Source organism: Pseudoalteromonas galatheae, assembly GCF_005886105.2.
In the GTDB taxonomy this organism is placed as follows: Bacteria; Pseudomonadota; Gammaproteobacteria; order Enterobacterales; family Alteromonadaceae; genus Pseudoalteromonas; species Pseudoalteromonas galatheae.
In genome coordinates this window covers 728,590-753,951 of the sequence record NZ_PNCO02000002.1, presented here as the reverse complement: position 1 = coordinate 753,951, position 25,362 = coordinate 728,590, and the positions used below count along the sequence as shown (strand labels likewise).

The 25,362-nt window shown below is 41.6% G+C and carries 28 protein-coding genes and 2 pseudogenes; 11 read left to right on the top strand and 19 right to left on the bottom strand.

Annotated features, from left to right (window positions below):
* Positions 1-147 precede the first annotated feature (147 nt).
* Positions 148-2,118, top strand: coding sequence for a TonB-dependent receptor plug domain-containing protein (locus CWC29_RS21300; RefSeq protein WP_128727410.1), 1,971 nt, complete (start codon positions 148-150; stop codon positions 2,116-2,118).
* 101 nt (positions 2,119-2,219) lie between these two features.
* Here the strand turns inward: CWC29_RS21300 and CWC29_RS21295 are convergent, their stop codons facing one another.
* The 3 genes from CWC29_RS21295 to CWC29_RS21285 are packed head-to-tail and all read right to left on the bottom strand — an operon-like array spanning position 2,220 to position 3,570.
* Positions 2,220-2,414, bottom strand: coding sequence for a hypothetical protein (locus CWC29_RS21295; protein ID WP_235956709.1), 195 nt, complete (start codon positions 2,412-2,414; stop codon positions 2,220-2,222).
* Between the two features lie 7 nt (positions 2,415-2,421).
* Positions 2,422-2,964, bottom strand: coding sequence for a peroxiredoxin-like family protein (locus CWC29_RS21290; RefSeq protein WP_128727411.1), 543 nt, complete (start codon positions 2,962-2,964; stop codon positions 2,422-2,424).
* A gap of 9 nt (positions 2,965-2,973) precedes the next feature.
* Positions 2,974-3,570, bottom strand: coding sequence for an NAD(P)H-dependent oxidoreductase (locus tag CWC29_RS21285; protein ID WP_138524371.1), 597 nt, complete (start codon positions 3,568-3,570; stop codon positions 2,974-2,976).
* A 144-nt stretch (positions 3,571-3,714) separates the two neighbouring features.
* Between CWC29_RS21285 and CWC29_RS21280 the strand changes: the two genes are divergently transcribed.
* The gene (locus CWC29_RS21280; RefSeq protein ID WP_138524369.1) at positions 3,715-4,071 is read left to right on the top strand and encodes a winged helix-turn-helix transcriptional regulator; all 357 of its coding nucleotides are present in this window, start codon (positions 3,715-3,717) and stop codon (positions 4,069-4,071) included.
* Positions 4,072-4,214: 143 nt separating this feature from the next.
* Here CWC29_RS21280 and CWC29_RS23870 read toward each other — a convergent pair.
* The 5 genes and pseudogenes from CWC29_RS23870 to CWC29_RS23865 form a co-directional block, all read right to left on the bottom strand.
* A pseudogene (locus tag CWC29_RS23870) lies at positions 4,215-4,380 on the bottom strand (transposase); the annotation flags it as partial.
* Positions 4,381-4,563: 183 nt separating this feature from the next.
* Complete coding sequence (locus CWC29_RS21270) at positions 4,564-4,938, bottom strand: hypothetical protein (RefSeq protein ID WP_128727414.1); 375 nt, start codon at positions 4,936-4,938, stop codon at positions 4,564-4,566.
* Positions 4,938-5,183: a hypothetical protein gene (locus tag CWC29_RS21265; protein ID WP_128727415.1), complete on the bottom strand. Its 246-nt coding sequence runs from the start codon at positions 5,181-5,183 to the stop codon at positions 4,938-4,940. Before CWC29_RS21265 ends, CWC29_RS21270 begins: the two co-directional genes overlap by 1 nt.
* Positions 5,173-6,066 (bottom strand): RHS repeat-associated core domain-containing protein, encoded by an 894-nt coding sequence (locus CWC29_RS21260; RefSeq protein ID WP_138524367.1) that lies wholly within the window; start codon positions 6,064-6,066, stop codon positions 5,173-5,175. Before CWC29_RS21260 ends, CWC29_RS21265 begins: the two co-directional genes overlap by 11 nt.
* Positions 6,067-6,528: 462 nt before the next feature.
* Positions 6,529-7,245: an NBR1-Ig-like domain-containing protein gene (locus CWC29_RS23865; RefSeq protein WP_235956708.1), complete on the bottom strand. Its 717-nt coding sequence runs from the start codon at positions 7,243-7,245 to the stop codon at positions 6,529-6,531.
* Positions 7,246-7,494: 249 nt separating this feature from the next.
* Here CWC29_RS23865 and CWC29_RS21250 point away from each other — a divergent pair, with 249 nt between their 5' ends.
* Positions 7,495-8,370 carry a CHAP domain-containing protein gene (locus CWC29_RS21250; RefSeq protein ID WP_128727428.1) on the top strand — a complete coding sequence of 292 codons (876 nt, stop codon included), beginning with the start codon at positions 7,495-7,497 and terminating at the stop codon, positions 8,368-8,370.
* 69 nt (positions 8,371-8,439) lie between these two features.
* On the opposite strand, the gene CWC29_RS21245 is transcribed toward CWC29_RS21250, so the two are convergent.
* From CWC29_RS21245 to CWC29_RS21235, 3 genes are all read right to left on the bottom strand, one after another.
* A complete protein-coding gene (locus CWC29_RS21245; RefSeq protein ID WP_128727429.1) occupies positions 8,440-9,594 on the bottom strand; it encodes an iron-containing alcohol dehydrogenase in 1,155 nt (384 codons plus the stop codon).
* Positions 9,595-9,604: 10 nt separating this feature from the next.
* Entirely contained in the window at positions 9,605-10,435 is an 831-nt protein-coding gene (locus tag CWC29_RS21240) for a type 1 glutamine amidotransferase domain-containing protein (RefSeq protein ID WP_138524397.1), read from the bottom strand.
* 392 nt (positions 10,436-10,827) lie between these two features.
* Complete coding sequence (locus tag CWC29_RS21235) at positions 10,828-11,859, bottom strand: IS110 family RNA-guided transposase (protein ID WP_138524990.1); 1,032 nt, start codon at positions 11,857-11,859, stop codon at positions 10,828-10,830.
* Positions 11,860-12,081: 222 nt separating this feature from the next.
* Between CWC29_RS21235 and CWC29_RS21230 the strand changes: the two genes are divergently transcribed.
* The 4 genes from CWC29_RS21230 to CWC29_RS21215 all read left to right on the top strand — a co-directional run bounded on the left by CWC29_RS21230 (position 12,082) and on the right by CWC29_RS21215 (position 14,466).
* Positions 12,082-12,981 carry a LysR family transcriptional regulator gene (locus CWC29_RS21230; protein WP_138524960.1) on the top strand — a complete coding sequence of 300 codons (900 nt, stop codon included), beginning with the start codon at positions 12,082-12,084 and terminating at the stop codon, positions 12,979-12,981.
* A gap of 89 nt (positions 12,982-13,070) precedes the next feature.
* Positions 13,071-13,304: a hypothetical protein gene (locus CWC29_RS21225; RefSeq protein ID WP_010369844.1), complete on the top strand. Its 234-nt coding sequence runs from the start codon at positions 13,071-13,073 to the stop codon at positions 13,302-13,304.
* Positions 13,305-13,733: 429 nt separating this feature from the next.
* Complete coding sequence (locus CWC29_RS21220; RefSeq protein WP_017217632.1) at positions 13,734-13,889, top strand: hypothetical protein; 156 nt, start codon at positions 13,734-13,736, stop codon at positions 13,887-13,889.
* On the top strand, positions 13,879-14,466 hold the full coding sequence (locus CWC29_RS21215) for a Fic/DOC family protein (RefSeq protein ID WP_138524958.1): 588 nt from the start codon (positions 13,879-13,881) through the stop codon (positions 14,464-14,466). Before CWC29_RS21220 ends, CWC29_RS21215 begins: the two co-directional genes overlap by 11 nt.
* Before the next feature lie 73 nt (positions 14,467-14,539).
* Here the strand turns inward: CWC29_RS21215 and CWC29_RS21210 are convergent, their stop codons facing one another.
* The 6 genes and pseudogenes from CWC29_RS21210 to CWC29_RS21185 all read right to left on the bottom strand — a co-directional run bounded on the left by CWC29_RS21210 (position 14,540) and on the right by CWC29_RS21185 (position 19,669).
* Positions 14,540-15,418, bottom strand: coding sequence for a helix-turn-helix domain-containing protein (locus CWC29_RS21210; protein WP_138524956.1), 879 nt, complete (start codon positions 15,416-15,418; stop codon positions 14,540-14,542).
* Between the two features lie 45 nt (positions 15,419-15,463).
* Positions 15,464-16,327 carry a helix-turn-helix domain-containing protein gene (locus CWC29_RS21205; protein WP_138524954.1) on the bottom strand — a complete coding sequence of 288 codons (864 nt, stop codon included), beginning with the start codon at positions 16,325-16,327 and terminating at the stop codon, positions 15,464-15,466.
* A 59-nt stretch (positions 16,328-16,386) separates the two neighbouring features.
* Positions 16,387-17,256: a helix-turn-helix domain-containing protein gene (locus tag CWC29_RS21200; RefSeq protein WP_138524952.1), complete on the bottom strand. Its 870-nt coding sequence runs from the start codon at positions 17,254-17,256 to the stop codon at positions 16,387-16,389.
* 222 nt (positions 17,257-17,478) lie between these two features.
* Complete coding sequence (locus CWC29_RS21195; RefSeq protein ID WP_138524950.1) at positions 17,479-18,099, bottom strand: hypothetical protein; 621 nt, start codon at positions 18,097-18,099, stop codon at positions 17,479-17,481.
* 150 nt (positions 18,100-18,249) lie between these two features.
* Positions 18,250-18,522: pseudogene (locus CWC29_RS21190) on the bottom strand (helix-turn-helix domain-containing protein); the annotation flags it as partial.
* Between the two features lie 271 nt (positions 18,523-18,793).
* Complete coding sequence (locus CWC29_RS21185) at positions 18,794-19,669, bottom strand: helix-turn-helix domain-containing protein (RefSeq protein WP_138524945.1); 876 nt, start codon at positions 19,667-19,669, stop codon at positions 18,794-18,796.
* Between the two features lie 701 nt (positions 19,670-20,370).
* Between CWC29_RS21185 and CWC29_RS21180 the strand changes: the two genes are divergently transcribed.
* From CWC29_RS21180 to corA, 4 genes are all read left to right on the top strand, one after another.
* Positions 20,371-21,231: an alpha/beta fold hydrolase gene (locus tag CWC29_RS21180; protein ID WP_138523360.1), complete on the top strand. Its 861-nt coding sequence runs from the start codon at positions 20,371-20,373 to the stop codon at positions 21,229-21,231.
* A 3-nt stretch (positions 21,232-21,234) separates the two neighbouring features.
* Complete coding sequence (locus tag CWC29_RS21175; RefSeq protein ID WP_039496548.1) at positions 21,235-21,858, top strand: TetR/AcrR family transcriptional regulator; 624 nt, start codon at positions 21,235-21,237, stop codon at positions 21,856-21,858.
* Entirely contained in the window at positions 21,855-22,346 is a 492-nt protein-coding gene (locus CWC29_RS21170) for a GNAT family N-acetyltransferase (protein ID WP_039496546.1), read from the top strand. Before CWC29_RS21175 ends, CWC29_RS21170 begins: the two co-directional genes overlap by 4 nt.
* Before the next feature lie 85 nt (positions 22,347-22,431).
* Entirely contained in the window at positions 22,432-23,388 is a 957-nt protein-coding gene (gene corA / locus CWC29_RS21165; protein WP_010603700.1) for a magnesium/cobalt transporter CorA, read from the top strand.
* Positions 23,389-23,400: 12 nt separating this feature from the next.
* Here the strand turns inward: corA and CWC29_RS21160 are convergent, their stop codons facing one another.
* Positions 23,401-23,853: a GNAT family N-acetyltransferase gene (locus tag CWC29_RS21160; protein ID WP_039496544.1), complete on the bottom strand. Its 453-nt coding sequence runs from the start codon at positions 23,851-23,853 to the stop codon at positions 23,401-23,403.
* A gap of 99 nt (positions 23,854-23,952) precedes the next feature.
* Positions 23,953-25,305, bottom strand: coding sequence for a YncE family protein (locus CWC29_RS21155; protein ID WP_128727442.1), 1,353 nt, complete (start codon positions 25,303-25,305; stop codon positions 23,953-23,955).
* Between the last annotated feature and the right edge of the window lie 57 nt (positions 25,306-25,362).

The window sequence follows — 25,362 nt, the reverse complement described above, 5'->3', positions numbered from 1 at the left end:
ACACCCATGTGGGCAAGGCGAAAATATTATTTAGTCGTTCTAAATAATAAGCCTTTAACGTAGCTCGCGTCAGGTTTTCTCCTCAATTTGAGCTGGTATTAAACTAATAAAAAACTTCGCAGTGTTTTGCATTACCTGAGGTAAAACATGCTTAATCAATATTCAAAGGTGGCGCTGGCTATCTTACTTGGCCCGTCTGTATCTTATGCAGGAGAACACCAACATCATGACGAACATAACCAGAATAAAATAGAGAGAATTCAAGTAACCGCGTCACGACTTGGTCGGATCGTGAACGAATCGGCAACTAGAACTGAAATTATCAATAATGAAGAAATCCAAGAAAAAGCCTTAATGCGGCCCGGAAATATTTCTATGCTAGTTGCTGAAACTGGCGGTGTACGAGTACAAAATACCTCTCCTGCTTTAGGCAGTGCCAACATAAGATTGCAAAGCCTGTATGGTCGCTATACCCAGCTACTTAGTGATGGTTTGCCATTATATGGTGGGCAAACTGCGTCAATTGGGTTGCTTCAAATCCCTCCAACCGACTTAGCCAATGTTGAAATTATCAAAGGATCAGCTTCTTCTTTGTATGGTGGATCAGCCTTAGGCGGGGTGATTAATCTTATCTCTCGTACACCAGGGGATGAATTTGAAGGTGAAGTGCTACTCAATGCAACATCAAAAAGTGGTCAAGATATTACCTCCTATTTTGCAACCCCACTGAACTCAAGTACTCGTGCGTCAATTACTCTGGGACTTCATCATCAAGCTCAGCAAGATTTAGATGAGGATGGCTGGCTTGATATAGCAGGCTATGAGCGCGCGACCGTTCGCCCACGTTTTTATTGGGAAGATGAAGACGGTGCCAACCTCTATTGGACGTTTGGTGCGATGAAAGAAAATCGTGAAGGTGGTACGCAACAAACGGATACATTACCTACTGGCGAATCATTTCCTCAACACCAAGACTCATTAAGGTTAGATAGCGGTTTTATTTTCGACCAACCACTTAGTGAAGAAATAAACCTCAGTGTTCGTGGTTCAGCGATGCATCAGGAGCATGACCATGTTTATGGGATGACTCAAGAAACAGATAACCATGAAAGTTACTTATTTGAATCTAGTGTATCGGGTTATCGTGAAGCTATTGCTTGGCTTGTTGGAGTAGCTTATCAGTCTGACCGCTTTGAGTCTGATGACTTTTCAGAGTTTAACTATAACTATCAAGTACCTGGGTTATTTTCACAGATAGACTATGACACAGAAAAAGACGTTTCAATATCATTAAGCGCCAGAACCGATTGGCACAGTGAATACGGCACTCAGTTTAGTCCACGCGCATCCATTTTGTACAATCCAAACAGCTGGACAATTCGCGGCTCCTACGGTCAAGGCTTCTTTGCGCCGACACCTTTTATTGAAGATATTGAAGACAGTGGCCTATCTCGCCTTGAGCCTTTCAGTAACTTAGAGGAGGAACTGGCGACTACAGCATCTATTGATCTCAGCTATGTATTTGATGACATTGAAACAAGTGTCACCCTGTTTGCCTCGGATGTCGACAATGTCACTGAACTTGAGGTCATCGAAGCCCAAAGCCCGAATACAAATAACCACGTTCGATTAGTGAATAACTCAGGCCAGACCGAAATTCGTGGCGCAGAATTGCTTTTGCGATACCGCTGGCATGACATCAAAATAACTGGAAGCTACTTATATACTGACGCAACAAAACTGAGCGGATTAGGCACTGGCCGAACTCCATTAACTCTAACACCAACACATTCTGCTGGTGCGGTAATTATGTGGGAGCAGCATGGCAGTCACCTACTAGGCTTTGAAGCTTATTATACTGGTACACAGCATCTCGAAAATAACCCTTACCGTGATAGAAGCGACGCATACTGGCACTTAGGCTTACTTGGTCAAATCACTCTTGGTAACGTAAGTTACTTCTTAAATGCTGAGAACTTGCTCAATGTTCGGCAAACTAAAGAAGAGCCAATATTGCTAACTCAACAGGCTCCGAGTGGACGATGGACAACTGATATTTGGTCTCGTAACGACGGATTTACGATCAATGCAGGGATCCGCATTAAGTTTGGTCATTAATTATTTCTGAGCTTTGCTGAAACGATACAGTTTCATATTGGCATATAAAGACACCCACTGTATCGTTACAGTTTAAAAATGGGTGTCTTTTTCACTCGTTGTTATTGTCGCCTTGCCACCTTTTTTGACGTAAACAGTTTAAGTGTCGCCTTACGCACGGTAACTTCTCGGTTCTCTAGCATAAATTCATATTGGTTTGGAGATACGATATGAGCAGATTCGGCTATTGCGTCTTCTGCCACCGCATTGCCAAGCAAAAGGGCTGAAATAACACTCGGCAATACAGCGTTTTTCATAGCCCCCCTATTTATGCATACCACGAATAGGGTAGTTGTTAGCAGGATTGCGTATCCAATCTAAGCCACTGAGCAGTGACTGAAGTTCAGGTCTTATAAACGGGTTGTTTGAAATGTCTGCTACGTGAACTTTTCCTTCACTATTGACTACAAATAGCCCCGGCTCAGCAAATGGATGATCAGTTTCTTCAGGTGATCTTGGATCTGATATATACAACCCAAGCTCTTCCATTTGTTCAACAGTAAGACCGTAGGCGATAGGAAACGTCGCATCAAGTCTTTGCATATGACTGTCCAGTTGTTCTTTGCTATCGCCAGAAACGGCAATCAAGTCTACGCCAGTTTCAGCAAGTAGGTCTTTTACACTTTCTAATTGGTTTAAGTAGCGTGTACAAAGTGGGCAGTGCTGCCCCCTGTAAACCACAACCATTTTCCAGTCCAAACCATTTTCAGGCGTAGACAACTTTTTAATATCACCATTTAATAGCTTTGCTTCAATTACAGGAAAATCAGCTCCCGCGTGCAATTTAGTAGTATATTCAACGCTCATGACTGCCCCTTAAAAATGCTTGTTAATGTGCGCTTCAAAACGTTTGAAGTCGTTTTCAACATCTGAATTTTTCATCACATCAAAGCACGCAAATGTTTCCATTGGCTTCATACCAAAGAACTTGAAGTTCATGTGCATAGGGAACATTAAATCGTCGACTGACTTGCCGTCGAAGAATTCATCTGGGTCATTAAAGGCTTCTTCCGGCGCATTAAAGGTGAGAGACATCATATATTTGGTGTTGGTCAACGTGCCGCCCATACCATAGTTTTTCTTTGGTGCTTCTTCTGTGCGACCGTCGCCAACACATAGAGCTCCCCCCATGCCTGCTGTGTATACTTCATCCATATACTTTTTAAACGACCAAGGCACGCCCATCCAATTGATTGGTGTTTGCAAAAATACAATGTCTGCCCATTGATGAAGCGCCAATTGTTCTTCCACATCGTACCCATCACGCATTGTCACTACGCGCGTGTTATAACCTTTATCTTCAAGCATGGTTATTACCTTATCAATTAAGGCTGCATTTAGCTTACCTTCGGAGAATGGGTAATATTGATGGCCATTAATAATTAATACGTTCTTAAGATCAGTAGTGCTCATAAAACAACTCCAAACTAAATTTCAGCAAAAATAAGTAAGAGAGACACTCTCCTACTCAATCTATATGTGGTATATTTTAGTTACCTAATTTAAGTTGGCAATTAGTATACTTTTAGTAACCTAGTTGTTTTTTTAGGAGGATTGATGGAAAGTATCGTAAAAACAGACAGTAAAGGTAGAAAAAAAGTGTTAAATGCATGCACTGAACCCTGCGCTATTGAAAAAGGTATGCGTTTAATTGGCGGAAAGTGGAAAGGTTCCATTATTTATCACCTTAAAGATGAGCCAGTAAGGTTCAATGACTTAACTCGTATGCTTGGCGGTGCCAGCAAAAAAATGGTCGACCAACGCCTAAAGGAACTTGAAAGTGAAGGAATGGTACTTAGAAAAGTGATAAGTGACCGACCAGTTGCTGTAACTTATGAATTAACCGATTTCGGCAAAACCGCATTGAGTATTTTAGATGAACTTAGGATTTGGTCAGAATCCCATCAAATTTAACGGTAACCACTTTGAAAGATCTAGCATACCTGTACTTAGCACAGCCTAATGCAGATTCTCATTTTGCAAGTCTGCTTGGCAACTTTGGCAGAACAAAGACATAGCGTGGACAGCAGTGGGTGTCTTTCAAAGTTTTTACCTGAGCTAAAAAACAGCAGCAGTTCTTCTACCCAGCCTCGGCGATGCTCATATGGCTTACCCGTAAATTTGTATTCACCACACAAAAGCACGGCGAACACAGCGCGAAACACAATAATAATAGGATGTATCTGACAAACTGATTTGCCGCTTCCCCACTAATCCCACCATTCACTCCTTGAACTTAGAATTTAAAGAACTAAAAGCTTAGACAAGCCACCCCAACATGCAAGTTGAGGTGGGTGTCCATCATTTTTTCTTGACTTACCTTAAAGAGCTTCTTGCAAAGCTGCTGCCGTATTATTAGCTATATAAGCTGTGATGATGGGATCCTGAGCATTGTTTTAGGCTCAGTTAAGTGGGTTCGTCATCATGAACATAAATTGCCCATGATGGATTATGAGGAGAGGATTTTATCCAGCCAAACTCTTTAATTACACTGTTAGCCATTTTTCTCATCTTCGCCCATTGAACACTGCTTGATACCGATTCATTGGTCCACAACTCTGCATTCTCTTGACCGCTAATAGATAACATATAGTCATCAAGTTCTTTGATGGCGCTTCTTGCGTTATCAGAAAGCTCATCCAAATCAGTATCCTCTAGGGCTTCTTCCCAGCTTAACGCTAGCTCATCTGCCGCGTTAGCAAAATCAGGAAACAACCCAAGTTGAACTTTTGCAGGTTGAGCTAATGCTAATAATGCCCATTCAAATTGTTCGCTAACCATTAATTAACTCCACTTACTATTGTGCCTTTTTGGTTAAGGTCGGCACGAAATGTTGCAGGGTTAACAACCCAGACTTTACCTTTGGTACTGGTCGATATTTTGTAATAAGCGCCACCATGTCTGCCACCACCTGCATGAACTTGGATTTGTGTAACTTGCTTATGTCCGTCTACTTTAATGATTGCTGCGTTACCAGAGCCCCTTGTCGATTGCCTTAATGCGACTTGATAACCTTCAGCAGTCAATAGTAGCTGCTATTTGTTCTGCATTTCGCCCCCATAATAACTTGGGTTGGGCAACCATGTTCCCAGATAGCCCACCAGAAGGTAACCGCATTGAAGCAGAGGAACTAGCACGTAGAGGGGTATTTGCAAGTAAAACTGAACCTACTTTCCTAAAGTCGTTAGCAATGCCTTGGGCAATATCATTATCTACATCTACCCATTTGTCTATCCTGCCTAGCGAACCTGAATCTTGATGAAGAAAACGCTCAGTCCAGTCAGCAATGCCATTGACCATATCTGGAATCAAATTACCGACCGCTGCTGCGGCTCCATTACCAATGGTTGAGGCTGTATCGGAGTATATTTGACTAAGTTGGTCGCTACTCAATCCTCCACTGGTACGATTATCCCCGGTCTCGACCGTCACCCCAGACAACTTACCACTACGATTATAGTTTGCGGTTATCGTTGTCGTGCCACCGTTTGAATTGCTTGTAGTCTGAGTAATTTGCGATACCTGCTTTCGCTGAATTCGACTACCTGGCTTAGTAACTCGTTCTTCTCGCACTTGACACTCATCGGCACCTTCTTCGCAACCTACATAACCCGTTGGATCTGTACCCGCTAACGGGTTGTTCATCAGGTAGCTATATGGGTTTAAGCTTTGACTGTTACCAGGCGCTTGTATCACCGGGTCTACCGACATAAACCGACCAAGGTTATAATCGTACACCCGACCGTTCATATGAATTAATGCTAACTCGTCTAAGTGTTCGTGATCGGTAAATCCTCGCGATGAAAACAGCTCTAAATCTAGCACATTGCCACTGAGTTTCGCTGGGCTAATGACTTGACCATCTCCTCCTCTCGGCTTACCAAATACATCAAAGTTACGATAAGCCATCACATTACCCACTTCGTCACTCAGTGTGGTTGTGCTGCCTAATCTGTCTTTGTGCGTAAAGCGTAATTGATAGCGCTTTACGCTTGAGTCATAACTTAATATTGCTACATCGCTAATATAAGCTCACCAAATCGTATTTCCTGAGGACGCTTCTTGTTCAAATAGCTTATCGAGATAGTACACCGTACTTTTACTGCCATCTTAACTTTTAAGACACCCGCAACTGTATGCGGTCTTTTACCAGCAGACATAGCGTGGATAACCATTCAAGTTTGAGTGGCTGTCCACACTAGTTAAACTATTTGTTAGCACATAAAAGCTAATGCCGCAGTTTAGTAAGAGTGATGCGATGCTCTCTATATTTGAGAGTCCGACAAGGAAAGCGACGAACAGCATAGTTGGCTAAGCATACACCCAAGCTTTGAACAAGGCATAGAGCAGTTACAGCAAAAGCCATGATCCTTAATGAGTTTTATCATATGCTCTTTGTTGAATCTGCACGACTTGAACAATACTGTAAAGTCCACTGAGTGTTGGGTAAATTAGTTTTCCTCGATCGTCTACCATTTTCCAATCAGTTCTGCACGACCCTGGTAGCGATGGTGTTTTGAAGGTGACCTCTAAATCTATGACTTCTCCTGGTGCAGTTTCTGGGATAGGTATTCGATTTGGACTTTGACATAAGCCTTGTGAAGCAATCGTCATACGCTGTAAATAACGCCCTGACCACATCACCCCTCCACCATTTTTAATACGCCAAATTTTAACAAACTCAGTATTAACCGGTATTGCTGTCCCATCGGGAATTGTCACGTCTTTGACAAAGATCGGAATATCTTGGATTTCTGAATTCGTTGAATACCTAGACTCAACAACAAGCGGTTTAATATCTTCAAACAGATACGATAAAAGCAACACACTGAGGAAAATGATAGTGATCAAAGTGCGTTTCCAGGTAATCGCTTTATGGTTTTTGGTTACTTTGCTTGCATAATGTGGTGCCTCTTTTCTTACTGTGGACTTATTACATATTAAGTCCTCAAGCTCTTCCTCACTTACACTTAAAAGCTGAGCAAGATATTTACGAATATGCTCATTCAGAGGGCGCTTACCTGCCAATACTTTATAAAAGTGGGATTGGCTACATTGACAGTCGTAGATCACTTGTTTCATTTGCATGCTACGAGCTTTCGCACTTTGTCTTATTTTATCCTTTAAATTCGACACGCATCTAACACAAAAACAAAAATATAACACAATTGCATCACATGTAACAAAAACACATAACCAACTGTTTTTAGTGGTTATAATTTTTCTTTATAACAACGACTCTTTCGGACAGATGCTCGGACACACAATTCCACGCTCTGCGAGAGTGTGATATGCCATGATATTTCTCGTTCAATTCAAACCTAAGGAATAACAGCTATGAAAAAAAGTCGGAATTTAAAGCAATCAATCTTGTTAGCCTCAATCGGATTTTTTGCATCGCAATCACAAGCAGTTGACTACTGCGGTGGACAAACCTCTATTAATAACCCTTTTCCTTGTTGTACATCTGCAGATGAAGTAGAAGGAAATTGCACTTGGTTCGCTTGGAAAAAAGCAAAAGATGTATGGGGCCACTCATTACAATTAAACGATTATCCCAGACATGCATATCGTTGGGATGTCGACTCTTATAAGGCCATCAATAAATCATCGGGCTATATTTACAGAAGAGAGCCCGCATTAAACAGTGTAGCTATCAGAGATAGTCGTAATGGAGATTACGGACATGTTGCTTGGGTGGCAAATATTGATGGTAACAATCTCACAGTGCAAGAACAAAACTGCAAGTCGAATAATCAGTATCCTAATGGCATAGTGCGTAATCGCAGTTTTTTTAATAATTATCTGCTAGGTATGCGAGTACAAGACTTTTGGGTGAGCGGACACAGAATAGCAGCCGATCCTGATGCAACAATATCTAGACCAAACTTTGACGCCCAATTTAAAGTTAAGAACATAACGAATAGTACCCCGTACCATTTTAGGCATATCGCTTTGGCAGTACATGACTCAAATGGTAACTTTTTGTTTAATATGAAGAAGTATGACTCTTCAAACCGTTCATCAGATGCTATTTATACATTGTCTGAGTTAAGTGATAATAATTATGCGCTATCGGGAGGGGAAATTTCTAGGAGCGCTCGCGCAGTTGCCTATTTCAATCAACCAGGACAATTTCGTGTTGTAGCGAAGATCCGGTGGATTGACAACTCTTGGACAGAAGTCGGACATCAAGATATCACTGTTGAGTAGCTAAATAACATCTATTGATATTAAAAAGAGCTGACTATAATCAATCAGCTCTTTTTTGATATATCTAAATCACAACGCCAGCATTAAAATCTCTTTCGCCTTCGCTAAATCAATATCGCCGTGCTCACCTAGTGCCGTCATGCCGTTCTTTTCTAGGTTAGCGATAACTTCTTGTACTGCTTTTTCGTCTAATTGATAATCAGCTAAACGCGTTTGCACCGCCATCGACTCAAAAAAGTCCTGAACTGCTTTTATCGTTTGGTCAATTTGCTGTGCTTCGTCTGCAGCTGCAATACCAAATACACGCTCACCAAGTTGCTTGATTTTCTCGGCTTTTTTGTCTCGTTGCACATACATCACCGCAGGTAATACAATCGCAAGCGTTTGCGCGTGGTCAAGGTTATACAATGCCGTTAGCTCATGACCAATCATATGTGTTGACCAATCCTGTGGCACGCCTTGACCAATAAGGCCATTTAGCGCCATAGTTGCAGACCACATAACGTTTGCTCTTACATCATAATTGTTAGGCTCGCTTAACGCCTTTGGCCCTTCGCTGATAAGCGTTTGTAAAATACCTTCTGCGAATCTGTCTTGCAGTGGCGCATTTACTGGATATGTTAAATACTGCTCAATCACGTGAACAAACGCATCCACTACCCCATTACTCACTTGGCGAGGCGGCAGTGAATAGGTGTATTCTGGATCGAGTACCGCAAACTGCGGCTGTACCGTCGGTGACGAAAATGCACGCTTTTGCGAAGTTGCCTTTTTAGTAACCACTGAGTTGCCGTTACTCTCAGAGCCTGTAGCAGGTAAAGTAAGCACAGCACCAATCGGTAATGGATTGCTAAAGCTTGCACCTTTTACCAAAATGTCCCAAGGCTCACCGTCAAAATTAAAAGCTGCCGCCACAAACTTTGCGCCGTCGATAACACTGCCGCCGCCAACCGCAAGAATAAAGTTCACATCATTTTGCTTTGCCGTCGCGACCGCTTGCATTAGTGTTTCATATGTTGGGTTTGGCTCCACACCACCAAATTCCACAACCTCAACACCTGTCAATGCACTCATAGCTTGGTCGTATACACCATTGTTTTTAATTGAGCCACCGCCGTACAGTAGCAGCACCTTTGCTGTCTCTGGTAATCGTGAGGTGATTTCACTCATTTGGCCTTTACCAAAAAGAATTTCGGTTTGATTTTTAAATACAAAATTAAGCATGCTCAATTCCTTACTGTTTAATATTCGGTTCTTTCGCTAACATTTCTAGCAGCTTTTCTGCTAGTAATTTGTCTGAAAACGGGTTTTGCCCTGTAATTAGCTCTCTATCAACAACCACTTTTGGCTGCCATGCATTTGCAAACTGCATCTCTCCTCCAGCCTGGGACATCGCGGCTGCTGGGTAAAAGTTGAGTTTTTCGCCATTTAACGTGCTTTCAAATACTTGTTCTTCTGGGTTCGAAAATATCGTCATTTGATATCCGTCATAAATCCAGTTTTTCGCTTGAACAGGTGATTGTGTTGTTAAACTCTGATAATACGCTTTTGGTTCACTTTGCGCCGACAGCAACGTAATTGGGCCGTGGCAAATCGCGGCTGTAGGTTTATTCTCGCGGTTAAAATGGCGCAAAATTTCACCCACCTGCGGATTATTCGCCAAATCAATTAATGGGGCGTGTCCGCCTGGAATAAATACCGCATCAAACTCGTCTAACCCCGCAGCAAGGATCTCGCTAAAACTCGCGGTATCGTTAATATCTGGCAGGTTAGCAATAAATTTTTTGATGCTTTGTAATTTAGTCTCATCACCGCCAAAGTAATCAACCGTCACTGACTTTTGATCAACAGCAGGGGCATTGCCTTTTGGTGTTGCTAATACCAGTTTATATCCAGCATCCACCAACGCCTTTGCTGGGATCCCAAACTCATTGAGATAATAACCTGTTTCTATTGTCTCACCACTGGCAAGCTCCATCGAGGTTTCGCTCGAAAGTAACACTAATACCTCACCTTCACTTGCATGAACGCTAAGCGCAAGCGCTGAACCCAACAACGATGACATATATGGACGCTCTGCTGCTGTCAAGTAATACTCATCCAACAAGGTTGTTTTAACAGCCTTGTTGCTTCTTTTATTTATCTCTCATTTACTATTTGTATGTATTGATAAACAGTCACTTTGAGTCACCCTAAATAAGGTGCTGCTCTGACATATATTCGGGCTTAACTGACTTTCAGCGCCCCTAATGAGTTTCGAACCTAGCCACCCAAAAAGTAGAATACACCCACGCGGCATTGAATGCCTTGCCTATAACGGGTTTAACTAGGTAGGTTTGACCTTTTGTTCATCGTTATGTTTACAGCAATGAGAATATGGCTATCAAGGGCTCATAAACACCCACTCGGGCTCGAGGCCCTTGTCACGACCGGGCTCCTTAATAGCCATAATTTGAGTCATGATTGCGCCTCACTTTGTGTATATTGGGCTTTATAAGGTTCATTTCTTTGTAGCAATATCCACATTAAGCGAGCCAATCGGTGGGCCGTGGCCACCACCGCTTTATTTTTACCGCGACGTTCTACCAATGCGTTGATCCATTTGTTTAAATCATCCTGCTTTTTGTGCGCATGATTGACCACTGTACGGGCACCATGAATGAGTTGTTTTCTTAGATAACGATCACCTCGTTTGGTGATCCCTCCCATCTTCTTGGTTTCACCCGAAGCATATTGACGTGGTGTGATCCCAAGCCACACAGCCAACTCCTTTTTATTAGAAAATGCTTGCCCTTTATCTATTGTGGCACTCAATGCCGATGCGTTGATAATCCCAATTCCGGGGATGGATTGGATAATTTGAGCAGCTTGGCTCTGTTCATTAAACTGCTTAAATTGTGCCTCTACATTTTTAATATTGGCGTCTAACTTTTGCATTTCTTCATAAACGTCTCTGAGGAGTAGATTTAAAGCTCCATGTAAATTACGGTTGAGCAGATCAGCAATGGTTGCACGAAAAGACTTTAAGCTCTTCTTGATGACGATGCCAAATTCAAGTAACAAACCACATGTTTGGTTGATGCAGGCAGTTCGATTATGTATGAGCCGTTCCCGATAACGATGTAGTGCTAGGATTGCTTGTTGATGCTCTGTTTTTACAGGAACAAAGCGAATGTTAGGTCGAAGGCTCGCTTCATAAATCGCCATACAATCATTTTTATCGTTTTTATTGCCACGGACAAAAGGGGTAACATGTTGCGCAGGGATAAGCTGAACTTGGTGCCCAGCTTGTAAGCAGCAGCGCCCCCAATAATGAGACGTTGAGCATGATTCCATAACAACATTACAAGCAGGTAATTGGGTCAATGTTTGCAAGAGCTTTGCTCTATCTAACCTTCTGGAAAAACATTTATTACCTTGCTTATCAAACGATAAAAGTTGGAATACATTTTTTGCTAGATCAATTGAAAGCGTGCTAACGTTATTCATGATGGACTCTCCTAATAACTGTGTTTGCAACTATCAGTTTGGCGCATTGACGCCGATTTGGGAGCGTCCATCTCATCACCCACACTATCGTATTCACTAAACTCTTGTTCATCCCGGCTCCTCATACCAGTTCAATATCGACAAGTTTAGGCGATTTGCGGATACAGGAGAATTCGGATAAATTGGTAGGAGCAATCAGAATATTTATGGCTCGAATGTTTTATGTCTCATCTCACCCAACTGAAAACTTTTGTGGAAGTATACCGCTGCAAAAATATCACCAAGGCTGCGGCCAACTTGGGGATGTCGCAACCGGCAGTCACTGCACATATTCAAACCATGGAAGCGGTAGTAGGAAAAGCCTTGTTTGAACGTCAAGCACGAGGTGTAAAGCCAACGCCAACAGCACATGACTTAGCGCTGCAGGTGTCTGGTCATATCGATATTTTAGAGCAGAAGATCACCTCAATTCGGGCACGCTCCAATGCGGTGTTTGGCACACTAAATATTGCTGGTCCCGCGGAGTATTTAAGCTTTGTCTCCGGTCCACAAATCGCCAACTTATTGCAAGCGGGCAACATTAACGTGGTACTTCATATTGGCAATAAAATTAACATTTTCGACGCACTAATAAACGACACCGCCGACATCGCCATTGCCGCCTCTACGCCAGATCCCACAACCTTTGACTATCTCGTTCTAGATAAAGAACAACTGTGGCTAGTGATGAACCGTTTAGAGGGCCGAGAAATTCAAGACAACGATATTACCGCCGACTTACTCTCAAGCTATAACGTCGTCACGTACGATCAAGACTTACCTTTGGTTAGACAATACTTTGACCGTGTATTTAATGCGAGCTGCAACTCTAATGTCATCGCTATTTGTCCAGACATTAGAGCAATTGCTAACATCATTCGCTCTGGAATTGGTTACTCCGTTCTCCCCGATTATCTCTGCCGAGATCTCATTAAAGCAGGTGAACTGATCCAGCTTGGCCCCATAGGCCCCGAAAACAACATCTATTTGGTATGGAAAAAGGGCGCGTTAAAGCACCCTCGCATTGCTTTTGCGAAAGATGTGATCTCCGCCTTTGCTAATATTAATTATCTTTCGAATTAAAAAGTTGTAAAAAAAATTATTTTCCGCAGATTTCTGCTGAGAATTCCTGTTACCTTGCTGTAAATTAAAAGAGACGGGTTGGAACAACAATGGACTATCAAAGCCAATATCGTGACTTAACTATTTATTACGACGCACTAAAAAAAGCAACAAAGCAAAGTGAAGCGGTACCAGACACCACAGAAAAATGGCTGGCACTCGTAGAAACGACCTTATTTGAACTACAAGAGCTTGCCCATATGGAAAAGGCTTATATGCAAAAATCAAGAACGATGAATAACCTAATTGAGTTGGTGTATTCCAGCGCCCCAAGCATGGACTAGCAACTAAAGGTTATTGCTGTTGAGTTTTGCATTGACAAGAGTGCTACTACTAGCACTCTTTTTTTCGCTAGAAATGGAGTTAAATAGATTTAAAGTTTAAACGATAGAGACGAGATCCTTATAGGTTTTCTGCAGTTCGCCACTTGCAAATACCATTTTATAGGCAGGAATTCGAGCACTAAGACTTTTATTAGACATGTTGTCCTCTGAGTTTTTTAGGCACATAGACAAAATGACCCACACACGAAGCTAGCTTAGCAAGGGGCCTGAGTCATCATTAATTGTCAGATATCATATCAAACTATCAAAATCGAATGGTGCTTCATATACGCTAAGCTAGGGTGTAAGTAAAAGAAGCGGGCTGTTTTGAACTATTGGCATAACTATAGTGCTAAGTTATACTTAAGAAGTCAGACAAGAGGTGTATTTATGGCTGTTACTTCGGTGAAAAAAGCAAAAAATGTTCAAACATTTATACCTAAAATGAGCAACTTTGAAATAAGCGCTAAATACGAAGGTCTAAGCTTTAAAAAAGAGAGCGTGAGCAAATCAATTGCTGATTTAAAAGCAAAATATGCGAGATAAATACGGCGTTGCTCAGGATAGTTATTGTTATCCAAAATCTGACGTACTAGTTAATAAGCTTAATATTACAGATGCAAATGAGTTAGCGGAAGCTGAGCTAGCGTTTACCGCCTTTAGATATAGTAAATACTCTTCTACAATCAAATCCCTCCACGAATTTAGTTTAAATCATTTACGACATCTCCACTGGTATTTATTTCAAGATGTATATGATTGGGCTGGTGAGATTAGAACTGTTGACATTTCCAAAGGAGAAACTCGGTTTTGTACTTGTTCACGAATCAATGTTGAAATACAAAAGCAGTTCCAGCAAATTGAAACATTGGATATAAACGCAGCTAAACCAGAAATCTTAGCCCAGCTTGCGGATATCTACTGTGAATTAAATATTATTCATCCCTTTAGAGAGGGCAATGGTAGAACTCAACGTTTTTTCTTTGAGGAGCTACTATTTTTCTTAGGCTTTTCTGTCAATTGGCCAGACATATCAAAAGATGAATGGGTTCAAGCAAATATAGATGGCTACTACGGTAATTTAAATCCACTAAACACCATCCTAACACTCGCGACGAGATAGCTTACCCCACACACGTTTAATGCCTGAATTGTAGCGAGTGCTAATCCACATACAGCACGATATGTTAACAGCCCTATTTTGGTGCTGCCCCAAGATACCCAACTTGTAGCGGAGCATTTCTTCGAGCTATAAACCCGATATAAAGTACCGCGACACACAGCAGCATAGGCACTGATTTTAAGTAAGCAAAATAGTCATAAAAGAAGGTTACTTCCCAGAACACCTTTGCGGTTTCTTCATTTATACCCATTCTATCTAGGTTACGGAGAAAGTTTTCCATTAAGGCAAAAAAATCTATTAACGCTAAGGTCAAAACTAAGAAATGTAATGGCCCCTCCGCATAGTTTTTTTCAAACACAGAGGCACTTCTTCCTCGGGTAAGCAACACCGCAAAAGCCATCCGATGTTTTAGCAAAAAGAGTAATAAAAGGCTGAGTGATAGCTGGATGAAGAATGCACAAGAGTTTCCTATAAAATTGTTATCCACTATCGGATAAATAAAGTTCTCCAGTGTATATACAGCTACCGTTGAACACAAAAATACTACTACAAAGCAAAGCGTCAACAGCTGACTATTTTTGTCTTTGTAAGAGTAAAAGAACAAAACTAACAATAAGATAAATAAAGTAGATTCAAAAATAATTACGCCAAAAGCCGAACCCAAGATTAGCGTAAGAATACTACCTTTGTCCTTCATATTGTCTGGATATAGTCGCGAGAGCGCTTCGGTATCATCCAAAATATCAGCGAGTTTAACTCTGCAGAGATCGGCAAACTTCATTAACGTGCCAAGCTTAAAAGAGCTAACACCATTAAGGTAGTTGTCTAGCGTTCGCATGCCAATCCCGAGGTGGCGGCATATATCTTCTCGCGACATCCCGCGTTTATGCTTAAGGCCCTTTATTAGTAGTCCTATACGCTGGCTTACTTCATACTCTTCTGGCGTTTGCATCAGCCCGCCGTCTCCTTATTCCGTGATTTACTTATCGACTTATTACTACGTACTTTGGGGCTGCTGCGTATTTCTTTTCCGTGCGAGTATTCCTGCATAGAGGAGTACTAAACTGAGTAAGATCGGCGGGGCTTTAATGTATTCGTAATAATCATAAAAGAAAGTTAATTCCCAGAATGTTTTAGCGAAATCTTCATCCATACCGATATGCTCTAAGTTGCGAATAAAATTTTCCATCAATGCGCAAAAATCAATGAGCGCTATCATCATTGCTAGGAAGCACAGAGGTGCCTCGATAGGGTTTTTCTCAAAGACATCTTCAGACCTGCCTCGCGTGATAAATACAGCAAATTTCATTCTATATTTAAGTAAAATGAATAAAAGTAAGCTTAAAGACAAGTTAGTTGAGAAAGCATAAATATTTTGATAGAAGGCATTAGTAACCACGGGAAAAAGAACAAAATGCAGCCAGTAGTTAGCTACATTCGTTAATATATAAGCAGTGACAAAAGTTGCGACCATGCATTGACTGTTTTTGTCCTTATATGAATAGCAAAGCAGCGCTATTAATAAAAGCAAGAAAACCGACTCGAAAAGCATAGCGGTTGTACCTAAGCCAAAAAGCAATGTAAGAATACTGCTTTTGTCTTTCATATTGTCTGGATACAGTCGTGAGAGCGCTTCGGTATCATCTAAAATATCGGCGAGTTTAACTCTGCAGAGGTCGGCAAACTTCATTAACGTACCAAGCTTAAAAGAGCTAACGCCATTAAGGTAGTTGTCTAGCGTTCGCATGCCAATCCCGAGGTGGCGGCATATATCTTCTCGCGACATCCCGTGTTTATGCTTAAGCCCTTTTATTAGTAGCCCTATGCGTTGGCTTACTTCGTATTCTTCTGGCGTTTGCATCGCCTCACTATCCTTTTATATTAAACTATCAATTAGTACTGAACCTGTTATTACTAAAGTTACAGTGTAGCTCTAACTTGTAACGGAGCATGTCTTCGAGCTATAAACCCAACATAGAGTAAAGCGATGCAGAGAAAAGCTGGGATAGTCTTGAGATATTCAAAATAATCATAAAAGAAGGTAACCTCCCAAAAAGTTTTAGCTAGCTCCTCACTCATACCTAAGCGATCCAAGTTACGCAGAAAATTTTCCATGAGGGCCAAAAAATCGATAAGCACTAACGTCATTGCTAAAAAATAAATTGGGGCTTCTATGCCATTCTTTTCAAATACAGATGCAGATCTTCCCTGAGTTAAAAATACACTAATCGTCATTCTATGTTTAAGTAAAAACAGTAACATGAGGCTAAGAGTTAACTGCAACCCAAAAGCATAAATATTCTCGAAAAAATAGCTTTCAACAGCTGGGAAAATAATGAACCTCAAGAGGTATGCGACAACGACCTCAAGTGCAAAAATAAAGAGGAAAATGCCTGTGATAGTTTGACTATTCTTATCTTTGTAGCAGCAACAAAACAAAAGTAATAGAAGGAGGAATACGATAGATTCGAAAATAAGAAAATACCCAGCAATAGATCCCAAGATAAGCGTAAGAATACTCCCTTTGTCCTTCATATTGTCTGGATATAGTCGCGAGAGCGCTTCGGTATCATCCAAAATATCAGCGAGTTTAACTCTGCAGAGATCGGCAAACTTCATTAACGTGCCAAGCTTAAAAGAGCTAACACCATTAAGGTAGTTGTCTAGCGTTCGCATGCCAATCCCGAGGTGGCGGCATATATCTTCTCGCGACATCCCGCGTTTATGCTTAAGGCCCTTTATTAGTAGTCCTATACGCTGGCTTACTTCGTACTCTTCTGGCGTTTGCATCGCCCCGCTTTCCCTTTAACCAAAACATCAAATTAACCCAAACATTACATTTTGTTTAATATAAAGACAAGTACATGCTCTAATAGATGAGAGCTGCATAGGTATTGAGGTTGAAACATAACTAGGAGAATAAAATGCTCATGCTTTCTAACTGTGGCAGATGTTTGCAATATGAAATTGAAACGCAGTATTCGAAAGCTACTGCGTTTACATAAGATTTAGCTAATTTTGGATTTGCTGCCTTTTAGTTCGTACTATTAAACCTATATACAGAAGAAAGATACACAAAAATATTGGGACGGCTTTCAAGTATGCAAAGTAATCAAAAAAGAAAGTTACTTCCCAAAACATCTTGGCAGTCTCCTCATTAACTCCCATCCGGTCTAGATTACGAAGAAAATTCTCCATTAAGGCAGAGAAATCAGTAAAAACAAGTAAAAGTACTAGAAAATATAGTGGACCTTCTGCATAATTTTTTTCAAATACCGACGCGGATTTCCCTTTCGTTATTATTACAGCAATGGTCATTCTATGTTTCAGTATAAACAGTAATAATAGACTGAGTATTAGCTGAGCAGAAAATATGTATGTATTTTCGAGAAAGTTACTACCTATCAGCGGGAATATCATCGTTTTAAGTGCATACAAGGTAATAGCCGATAAAGTAAACACAAATGCAAAGCATAATGTCAAGAGTTGACTATTAATATCATCTTTGGACATTACGACTAAGACTAGTAAAGCGACAGGAAAAAAGAGTTCTAAAACAGTCGCACTAACAAAAGTTGCACAAATTGTTGCGACAATACAGGTTAATAAAGATAGGTTAAACAAACTTTTCATGACACACCTTAACCATTAGACTTTTCATTTGGAGAAACTTCATTTTGAACTCTGGGACCTCCTCCAGTACTCACACCTGTGCCACCAATAACTAGCTTACACAATGAACGACTAAGGACTATTTTTATCGGCTTTTTCTGTGCAGCCTTCATTGTTCTTTTCCTCACTTTTTTCTCCATACAGGCCGGAGAGCTTATCTGTATCTTCTAAAATATCTGATAACTTTACTTTACAGATTTCAGCAAACCGAAGCAATGTCCCAAGCTTAAAGGAGCTAGAGCCATTTAAATAGTTATCAAGGGTCCTGTCACCCACACCTAAACGCCGGCTAACCTCTTCTCGGGTCATCCCTTTTTTGCGCTTTAGCCCACGTATCAGTCGGCCGATACGCTGGCTTACCTCGTATTCTTCTGGCGTCTGCATCGCCCCACCATATCTCTCAATCACCCCAACCAAATTAACCAAAAGTTTACATCCAGTTAAATATAAAGACAAGTAGATGACAGTACTATTTTTAGGTGCACACTCGCAAAACAACCCAAAACAGAAACAAACTTATCATTATATTTGAATTTTTGGTATCAATTGATTTAAGCAACCCTTACTACACCCGCTTATTTGTTATTTAGCAGACCAATAAAATCAATAATTAAAAACACACAGACTTCTCTATTTTTATGGGAAAATCTTCACATTATTGTATGGGCGCAGCATTTGCTTTATTTAAAACCTGCTTACGGCGCGCTGTTATTCCTGCGTATAAAACAAACATGCAGAGCAGATAAGGCACGGCCTTAATATAAGCAAAGTAATTATAAATAAAGGCTAGCTCCCAAAATGGTTTGGCAACTTCTTCACTTATTCCTAAACGCTCTAGGTTACGGATAAAGTTTTCCATCAATGCGGCAAAATCAATCAAAGCTAACGTACATGCTAGTGCATAAAGCGGCGCATCTACTTGGTTCTTCTCAAAAATGTTGGCTGAATTCCCTTTGGTAAACCACGCACCTAAAAACATTCTGTATTTGATCATGAACGCCAGCAGTAAACTCAGTAAAAGTTGAGCTGCAAAAGCATAGATATTTTCAATGTAATAGCTTTCAATAGCTGGGAAGACGACATAATTCAACCAGTATGCAACAACGATTTCTAACGAAAAAGCAAATATAAAAATTGCAACAATGCTTTGGCTATTCTTGTCATTACGCGCATAAAACAATAACAAAATAAGAAAAGCAAATAAGGTAAATTCAAGCACCATAACGCCGACAAAATAGCCCGTAAATAGCAAAAAGATATTGCCTTTGTCTTTAATATCCTCTGGATACAAGCGCTTCAGCGCCTCGGTATCATCCAAAATATCAGCCAGCTTTACCTTGCATAGATCTGCAAACTTTAACAATGTCCCAAGTTTAAATGAGCTCACCCCGTTTAAGTAATTGTCTAACGTGCGCGAGCCTATACCTAAACGTTTACAGACATCTTCTCGGGTCATACCTCTGGTACGCTTTAACCCAAGTATTAACCTACCTATCCGCTGGCTTACCTCATATTCCTCTGGTGTTTGCATTAATCCACTGTCATTTTACGGTATTATTTGAATTAACCCAAACATTACATTTAGTTAAATATAAAGACAAGCCAATCACGACCACATCACATAAAAAGTACATAAATTCAGGGAAATTTTACGTAAATTGAAATATTTTCATCGTTTTTCACTTTATACGGTGCTTTTAGAGACAAACCTTTTTGAGGGTATGCCCCTCATAGCCTTGAGTAATCCGCAGCCGGCGTTTTAAAAAGATCGCTGGGTAAACTAGCTCCTACGCGGTGGTGTGGAGTCCGTATAAGGTGCTTTGTGCAGCGGTTGACGCTTTACAAAGATCGCTGGGTGAACCAGCTCCTACGCGGTGGTGTGGAGTCCTTATAAGGGGCTTTGTACAACGGTTGACGCTTTACAAAGATCGCTGGGTGAACCAGCTCCTACGAGGAGGTGTGGAGTCAGTATAAGGGGCTTTGTGCTGCGGTTGGTTCCTTAAAAGATCGCTGGGTGAACCAGCTCCTACGCGGTGGTCTGGAGTCAGTATAAGGTGCGTTGTGCAGCGGTTGGTGCCTTATAAAGATCGCTGGGCGAACCAGCTCCAACATGATGGGGGTGTATCGCATAGTTAACCAGCTGCAATATTAAAAGGTGATTGTTATGCTTTACAAAAAAGTACAGTTGTTCTATTTTAATAAAAGTACAAGTGTTCTTTTTTAGAGGTCAGGATGAAATTCAGCTACTTTAACGATAAAGACGGCTCGCTTATCACCAAGATAAGCCGGGGGATCACAGGGCTTATGTGCACGCTTGCGCCACCTATTACTTCGAGGTTAGGTCAGGTATTACTGATGAGCCCGCATGGTAAGCGTCAATATCAGTTTAAAAATAAAAAACCCAATGGTGAATTCAATATTCTTACCTCGCTCGGTCGCGTTCATGTAAACGTGTTTGGCCTTGGCCCGAAGACCGTTGTGTTAAGTCATGGTTGGGCCGATAACAGCAGTTGCTTTGATACTTTGATCCCAGAACTCGTTGCAGCGGGATTTTGTGTGGTGGCGGTTGATCATGTTGGTCATGGGCAATCTCATGGTAAGCAAGCCCATTTGCTGGCTTTTGTTGAGGCACTGGATACTCTAATTGAAAAGCTAGAAGCCGATCGCCATGATATCGTGGCTTTGGTGGGCCATTCTATGGGCGCTGTGGCGCTGATGAACTTACCAGATTATCGCCTAGAAAATCGCGTGGTTATTAATGTTGCAACTCCCGTGCAGTTTTTTGAGCTGATGTTTGAGCGCGTCGCGCGAGCGGGCATTTCTGAAAAAATGCTGCACCAAGTGTTAGGCGCTATCACCACAAGGTATGGCACGCATTGGCATTTGATCCGAGATAAATTCCACGACGGTGTACTTAAGTTTAAGCCGACATTTATTCACGATACCGAGGACCGATTTGCGCCATTTGAACACGTAGAGTCGCTTATCGCAGCCGCTCCTGAACGTTTAATCCAAACCTCAGGCCTTGGACATCGCCGCATTTTAGGCGATACTGGCGTTATTCAACGTATTACTCAAAGAATAACTGCATAAGTGATGAATAAAGGCGAGAGAACGAGACAAACCATTTTAGAGCAAGGTATGCGCTTTAGTAGCCAATATGGCTTGATAGAAGTCACTATTGGTTCTATGGCAAAGCTTTGTGGCTTGTCTCGCAGCGGGCTTATCTCGCATTTTGACAGTAAAGAAGATATGCAGTTGGCGATCCTCGATTACTGTGAAGATCAATTTATGCTGCATGTCGTCGCACCGGCACGACACCAAGATCCCCTTGTACAACTCAAGATGCTCTTTTCTATTTGGGCCGACTGGACTCGTGAACTATTTAATGAGCCACATTCAACTTGCCCGTTTATCAAAGCGTTGGTTGAGTTTAATTGCCATACAGACAGCCCGATTCATACCAAAGTTACCGAGCAACATAACCGATTATTTAGCTATATTAAGCATAAAATTGTGCAAGGGATAGAAAGCGGTATTTTTCATCCTGAGCTTGATGCGCAGTGCGCGGCGTACGAGCTATACAACTTGTATCTAGGCCATGCGATAGCGAAAAATACGGTACTAACAGAACATGCCAGCGAGTTGTTTAAACGTAATATTGAGCACTTACTTGAAAGTTATCAAGCTGATCCAAAAACACGGAGCGCATCTGCATGATTGAAATAATCTCTACCCCAAACCGCGATATTGTTGAGCAGCTTACTGAGCTATACATCGCGACTTTTTCAGCGCCGCCACGTAATGAAGAAATAGACCAAGCAGCCATTCGCTTGCTTATGGAAAAGGAAATCGAAGAAGGCGAAGTACGCGTTATTTTTGATGATTCAACACAGCAACTTATTGGTAGTTTGTCGCTAGTGCCAATCGCGCATTTTAAAGATAAGGCGCGCTTTGATCTTACGTCAGGCCTCTATATTTCGAACTTTATGGTTGATGCAAATATTCGCGGCAAAGGAATTGGCAAGCAATTACTGCAAGACACCTTAGCCGCTACTCGCCAACCTATCCACACTCGTTGTCGAGTAGATGCCTTAGCGGTGAATCATCTATTTCAGCGCCATGGCTTTAAATTGATTGCTAATTACACAACAATCATGAATAACTCGGTTGCGGCACGTAATATCTACACCTATCAAGCTGAATAATCTGCAGATAACCTTTGGATTGTCATTGTTGATTAATACATTCACTCTTATACTTTGCCAAAGAGTCGTCGTGTAGAGTAATGAGATGCTGAGGTTTTTTTCGATTGAACACGGTGTAATTTCCGAAATGGAACCAAGCGCCGACACCCCGATTGAAATAGCGATCAAAAACGCCCATTGGATAGATACTATTAATCCCACTGAGGAGGAGCGAGTTGCCCTTGCAAACACGCTAAATATTACCCTTCCTGGTGCGGATGACGTAGAGGAAATTGAAGCCTCTTCGCGCTGTTTTATCGACAGCGAAGGTCTGCATGTACACGCTTTGTTTATGTCTCCCAATGATGGGCGTTTTAATACGGTGACCGTGGCCTGCTTATTACAAAAGAACTGCTTATTAACCATTCGTGATGACGAGCTTGCGGATTTTAGATTGCTGCGACTACGTGCGCGTAAAGGGCAAGTGGCGTGCGATAACCCAAAACAGCTGTTAGTGACTTTGTTCGATCAAAAAGTCGAAAACCACGCGGATATGCTTGAGGATATGCACCACCAGCTTGAAAAGCTCAGTGCCTATGTACTTGAGGAAGAAGACTCAGATCTAGAAGAAGCCGTTAGTCGTATTTCAAGGCTAGAAGATGCCAATGGTAAAGTGCGCTTATGTTTGATGGATACGCAGCGCAATATCTCGTTTTTAATGCGTCATGTGGGGGTGCAATCTGAGGAGCGAGAAACGCTACGGGAAGTCACACGAGATATCGAAACCTTAATGTCGCACTGCGCCTTTCTCTTCGATAAAGTGAATTTTTTGATGGATTCTACGCAGGGTTTTATCAATATCGAACAAAACCAAATTATTAAAACCTTCTCCATTGCCTCTGTCGTATTTTTGCCACCCACTGTGGTTGCCAGTGTGTATGGAATGAATTTTAATAATATGCCAGAGCTAAACTGGGCATGGGGCTACCCTTTTGCCATTGCTATTATGCTACTGTCTGGTTTTGCGCCTTACCTATTCTTTAAACACAAAGGTTGGCTGTGATTTTTGGTTAATCTAGAGGTGTAGCTTCATTTCCAGCAGGCAAGGTGTAAATCCCGCTTTTTCATACGCGCGAATTGCTGCGGCGTTACTACTGTATACATCAAGGTAAAAATCGTTGACGTTTTGGGTTTTACACCAAGCGATTAAGTGCTCCATGATCTCTTGATTCAAACCTTTACCACGATGCTCAGGTGTTACATACATAAAACCAAGATAACCATGCTGCGAATGTTGTAGCTGCTGTTTCGATGCTCTGATCTGCACATACCCTGTCGCCACTATTTGCTCTGACACTACTCCAACAACCACTAACGTATTCGAACAAGTGAGTAATTTTTCAAGATCATAGTATTTGGCGTCTTGCGATTTGATTGCTGCGTTATACGGACGCTCCGCTTCGATCACTTGCTGTTCTAAGTCTAGAAGTGTGGTTAAGTCGTTGATGGTGGCTGCTCTAATTTTCATATTTTTTCCTTAAAAAAAGCCACCTTAGCTTAACTAAGGTGGCAAAGCCACTATCTACAGTGTTAAAAATTGTCAGGGACTACATGAGTTAGCTAAGTATTAATGGTCGTGAGACTCCTCTGCTGCAATACCAAGCCATACTAGTTTTTCTGGTACGTAATCTAGTTCAAACGTGTCTACTAGTTTGGCTTCTTCTAAATCAAACTTTTTGATTTGTTTTGCAATTGGATCGCTCACATATACCGCTTGCTCTGAATGAGAGAATGTAATTTGGAAACCGTGACCTTCTGGCATCGTAGTTAAATCGGCATCGCTAACTTGTACTTCACCTGCTGCTTCAAAATGGTGCTCACCATCATGATCATGACCGGCAAAAATGCTGAGCTTACCTGCTGTATCCATCACTACAACATGCTCACCCGCAAAGCTAAATCCAAAGCTCGCGATGCGATAGTTATCACTTACTTGCCATTCAAGCTTTTCGATATGGCCATGCTCTGGGTCAACCATCAGCACATCATTACCTGCTGATGCGATAAACTGCTCTGCATCATGGTGACCTTTAAGGGTGCCAATTCGCTGCCCGTCAGCAAAGTAATCTGGATTGGCGAGTTTTACTGCACTGAAGCTTTCGCCTTGCTGAGTGATAAGCGCAACACCATCACCACAACCAAATGCCACTGCTTCTTCATTTTGTGCGCTGCCGTGAAGTGCTGGACAGCTTACGTTAAATACTTGCTCTTGATGGAAATGGTCACCATGCGCATGATATAAACCAATTTGCGAAGGTAGAGAAGTTTCGGTTTGAGGGTCTCTGATCGTACTAATTAGAAATTCGCCTCGAGCTTGCGCTGCACCGTGCATGTAAGTGTCATAATGTAGCGCAGCGACTTCGCTTTGCTCGCCGCTAATATGCGCTTCAGTGAACATTGCTGCACCGGCATTCTGTTGACTGTCTTTGTCGCCATCAGAGAATACAGCAATACCCGACTCACCCACTGTAACGTGTGTTGGCTTCACTGATTCTAAATGGAACGAAGCAAGTGCAGGCGCTTCTTCATGAGTATGGTGATGGTCGCCATGCTCTTCCTCATATAAACCACCATCAATAAATTCCACTAAACCTTGGTCTCGTTGTACCAACACAGCAAAGCGGTGATTTTCAGAGCTATATACATATTTTGGATAGTGAGTAACACCAATTGAGTCAATAAGTGATTTATCCGCCGTTGAGTACACATTCACAACGTTACTATCTGCACTAGTGACTATCAGGCGACCATTTGCGTCTGTGATCGCATCTCCATGATCGTGATCATCATGACCATCGTTATCGTTACCATTGTCTTGTGTTGGCGGGTCTACTTTTACGATTGTATGTTCAGTACCACCACAAGCGGAAAGGAGAATTGCGGAAATGGCAACTGCCAAAAGTTTACCTTTTAATACCATGAGAGAGATCCTATTTATATTTATGTTATACCATAACCTTAAATATGTTATCTTATC